Annotated in this window: 2 protein-coding genes; both read left to right on the forward strand. The window is 69.0% G+C overall.

Annotated elements, in window-relative coordinates; translation table 11 throughout:
- The first annotated feature begins 133 nt into the window (after positions 1 to 133).
- Positions 134 to 1,534, forward strand: a complete 1,401-nt coding sequence (locus tag ACFVX9_RS26890; protein WP_387983894.1) for a TolB family protein — start codon at positions 134 to 136, stop codon at positions 1,532 to 1,534.
- 357 nt (positions 1,535 to 1,891) lie between these two features.
- On the forward strand, positions 1,892 to 3,094 hold the full coding sequence (locus tag ACFVX9_RS26895) for a hypothetical protein (RefSeq protein WP_380380400.1): 1,203 nt from the start codon (positions 1,892 to 1,894) through the stop codon (positions 3,092 to 3,094).
- The last annotated feature ends 316 nt before the right edge of the window (positions 3,095 to 3,410 follow it).

Genomic DNA, 3,410 nt, shown 5'->3' on the forward strand with positions numbered 1-3,410 from the left:
GTGGAGGGAGATTCCTTGCTGCTCACGGGCCGTTGTTGTTTGGTCTCCTCCCCGCTGTGTTGTGGGAGCTGCCCACCCCACAGGTGGTCCCCCCCCCGCGCCGTCGTCACTCACCAAGGGGAGGACCCACCTCATGACCACCACACACCCCCGGCGCGGGCTGCTGCGCGGCGGCTGCGCCCTGCTCGCCGCCGTGCTGGCCGGCCTCGCCGCACCAGCGGCCGAAGCGCATCCGCGCACGGGCGGGATCACCCGGGTGAGCGTCGGCCTCGACGGCGCGCAGCCGGACGGCGCGTCCGCCGCCCTGGGGCTGAGCGCCGACGGCCGCTACGCCCTGTTCTCCTCGGACGCGACCAACCTGGTGCCCGGCGACACCAACGGGGCGACGGACGTCTTCGTCCGGGACCTGCACACCGGCCGCACCCAACGCGTCAGCGTCGGCGCGGACGGCGCCCAGCTCGACGCCCCCACCACCCAGGCATCGATCAGCGGCGACGGCCGCTTCGTCACGTTCAACACCAAGGCCACCAACGTGCTGCCCGGCCACAAGGCCAACAGCGGCGGGGAGGTCTACCTCCGCGACCTCCGGGACGGCGTCACCGAGCTGATCACCGCCAGCGACCCGGCCGCCACCGGCCAGGACGGCCGCATCTCCCGTGACGCGGTGGCCAGTTGGGACGGCCGCTTCGTGGCCTTCTCCTCCTCCCGGACCGACCTCGCGCCGGTCGGCACGTTCAGCAAGGAGAACATCTACGTCACCGACCGCCGGGAGGGCACCACCCGCCTGGTCACCCTCGGGGTGAACGGCAAGCCGGGCAACGGCGACTCCTACCTGCCCTCGATCAGCGCCGACGGCCGCGTCATCGGCTTCAAGTCCCGCGCGTACAACCTGCTCCCGGCTCCCACCCAGACCCCCGCAGCCGCCGCAGCCCCTGGGGACCACGCGGACCACGGCGACTCCCCCGCGATCCTCGGGCACGCCTCCTACCCCTTCTACGTGTTCGACCAGCACACCGGGGTGATCAGCGGCGCGAGCACCGACCCCGCCGGCCAGCTCGCCAACACCGGCCTGGACGCCACCCTCAGCCCCGACGGGCAGTACGCCGTCTACACCCTCGACGCGCCCGGCGGGCCGATCCTCAACCGCCACCAGGAGCTCTACACCCGCGACCTGCGCACCGGCACCGTGGCCAGGGTGACCACCCCGCTGCCCGGCACCACCACGGTCGGCTCCGCCGGTCGCGGCACCATGTCCTACGACGACCGCTGGGTCTACTTCGTCTCCGACGCCGGCAACCTCGTCCCCGGCGTCGACGGCGGGCGGCAGAACGTGTTCCGCCGCGACCTCGCCACCGGAGCCGTCGAACTCGCCGGCGCGGCCGAGGACGGCACGGCGAGCACCGGCACCTCGGACAACCCGTACACCGACGCCTCCGGCAGCGCCGTGCTGTTCACCTCCGAGGACGGCACCCTCGTCCCCGGCGACACCAACCACGCCTCGGACGTCTTCCTCCGCCGGCTCCTCGCGCACTGACGGCGGACGGGCTGTTACGGGTGCTGACCAGGCGGGTTCCGGAATCCGCCGGCGAAGGGCGGGACCACCGGTCATCCCGGCCACGAAAAGCATGATCCGGCGGGGAGGAACAATGGCAACACCCGTAACAGCGTTCGGGCGAAAACCGCGCCGCCCGGCGTCGCCAGCACACAATCACCACATACTTACCCCGAATTGTACGACCACTGTCAAGGCGCCAAGGTGCGCCAGGCCGCAGTGACTTTCAGGACACTGTCGAGGATTTGGTTTTCAACATCCCTCGGGCGACGGATGCTTGTACGTACAGTCTCCGTTCTTTTGGCGCTGCCGTGCTATCCGCAGGCCAGTCCACGGAGTTTGCAGCAGGACGTGCTGCTCCCGGCGACGACTCGTGAGGTCGATCGTGACAATGAGAAAAGCCTCAGGAAGTCGATAGCCGTATCTGTCGAGACGGCACCCAATCCAACCGTCCAAGGAATAGTCCGAGACGGAACGAGGGTAAAAGTGAAGGCCCTTCTCTACCACTTCCACGGAATCGATGACTTCGATTTCTCGACCATCTCGCCCGAGGACCTCCCCGAGGTTCAGAAGGCTGCGGAATCCCGTGAGTACGGAATTCTGCCGACCGTCTACCTGCGCCGGGAGAATCTCCCCCGCCTGGTGGAGGTCCTCCAGGAGTACCACCGGCTCGAACAGGCGAACGCGGTTCCCAACATCGCCGGTTTCGCGATCGAGGGCCCGCTGCTCGGGCCGCAGGGCGGGATACCGCGGGCCGGACGGTGGTTCCCGTCGGCGAAGGAGTGGGACGTCATCGCGTCCCTCGGCCCGCTCGGCCTGCGCTACATCGTGATGGCGCCCGACGCCATGGCCCTGGACGAGCGCATCGACGCCGGCCCCACCTTCGCCGACCTGCTCACCAGCTTCTACGAGCAGGGGCTCCGGATCGCCGTGGGGCACTTCCACCGGGAGGCGCCCGAGCGCAGTGCCGTCCGACTGCGGGAAGTGCTCGAATTCCTGCACAGCCGCTACGACTCCTCCCCGTACCTGGTCCTGACCGACCATCTGTACAACGACACCCCGCGGAACTTCACGCATTCCTGGCGCACGCCGCAGGAACGGGTCGACCGCGAAGTCGAACTGCGGCGGGTGCTCGATCCCGACTGGGACAAGACCGACCTCCGGGAACTGCTCGGCCCTGTTCCGGCCGAAATGCTGCGCTCCGCACGCGAGTCCCTCCTGTACCCGTGCATCAACTTCGACGGGTACCACGTCGACCTCGAAATCTGCCGGCGCACCGTCGAATACCTGGGCGTGGACCGCCTCATCGCGCTGACCGACCACACCGAGGTCGCCACGATGGCCCAGGAACCACTGACCCGGAGTGACCACAATCCGCTGTGGCTGCGTGACGACGGGGCCGTGGCGGCGGGTTCGAGCGGTTATGAGCAGCAGCGGCAGAACATTCTCTCCATCGGATTCGACGACACGGCGGTTCACCGCATGTTCGTCGACAACCCCGTGACGGCGGTCGGATACCGCATCAAGAAGGGCGCCGCGTAAGGGCCTGGAGGGCCGGAAATCGGAAAAGACATCGGGACAGGAACTCACGGCCACTCGGGCGTTGCGCCCCGGCCACTTCCTCGACCGTGTCGTGCGGACCGGGGACACGGCCGCCGCCACCGCGGCGCTCCTGGTCGTGTCCCCGGCAGCCGACGGCCCGCGCATCCTCCAGGACGACGTCCGGCTGCGGCGTGGGAACGAGGAGCCGGCCGGGGGGCGGGGCGGGGTGGGGGTGGAGGACACTCACAAAACAACAAAGGGGGGAAAAGGACGAGAAAAAGTGTTGTTCCGCGTGTGTGGGGGGTTCCCCGGGCTC

This window comes from Kitasatospora sp. NPDC058243 (assembly GCF_042882025.1).
Classification (GTDB): domain Bacteria; phylum Actinomycetota; class Actinomycetes; order Streptomycetales; family Streptomycetaceae; genus Kitasatospora.

Excerpts from the sequence above, each read along its gene's own strand:
- ACFVX9_RS26890 (WP_387983894.1), top strand. The coding sequence starts at position 134 with ATGACCACCACACACCCCCGGCGCGGGCTGCTGCGCGGCGGCTGCGCC.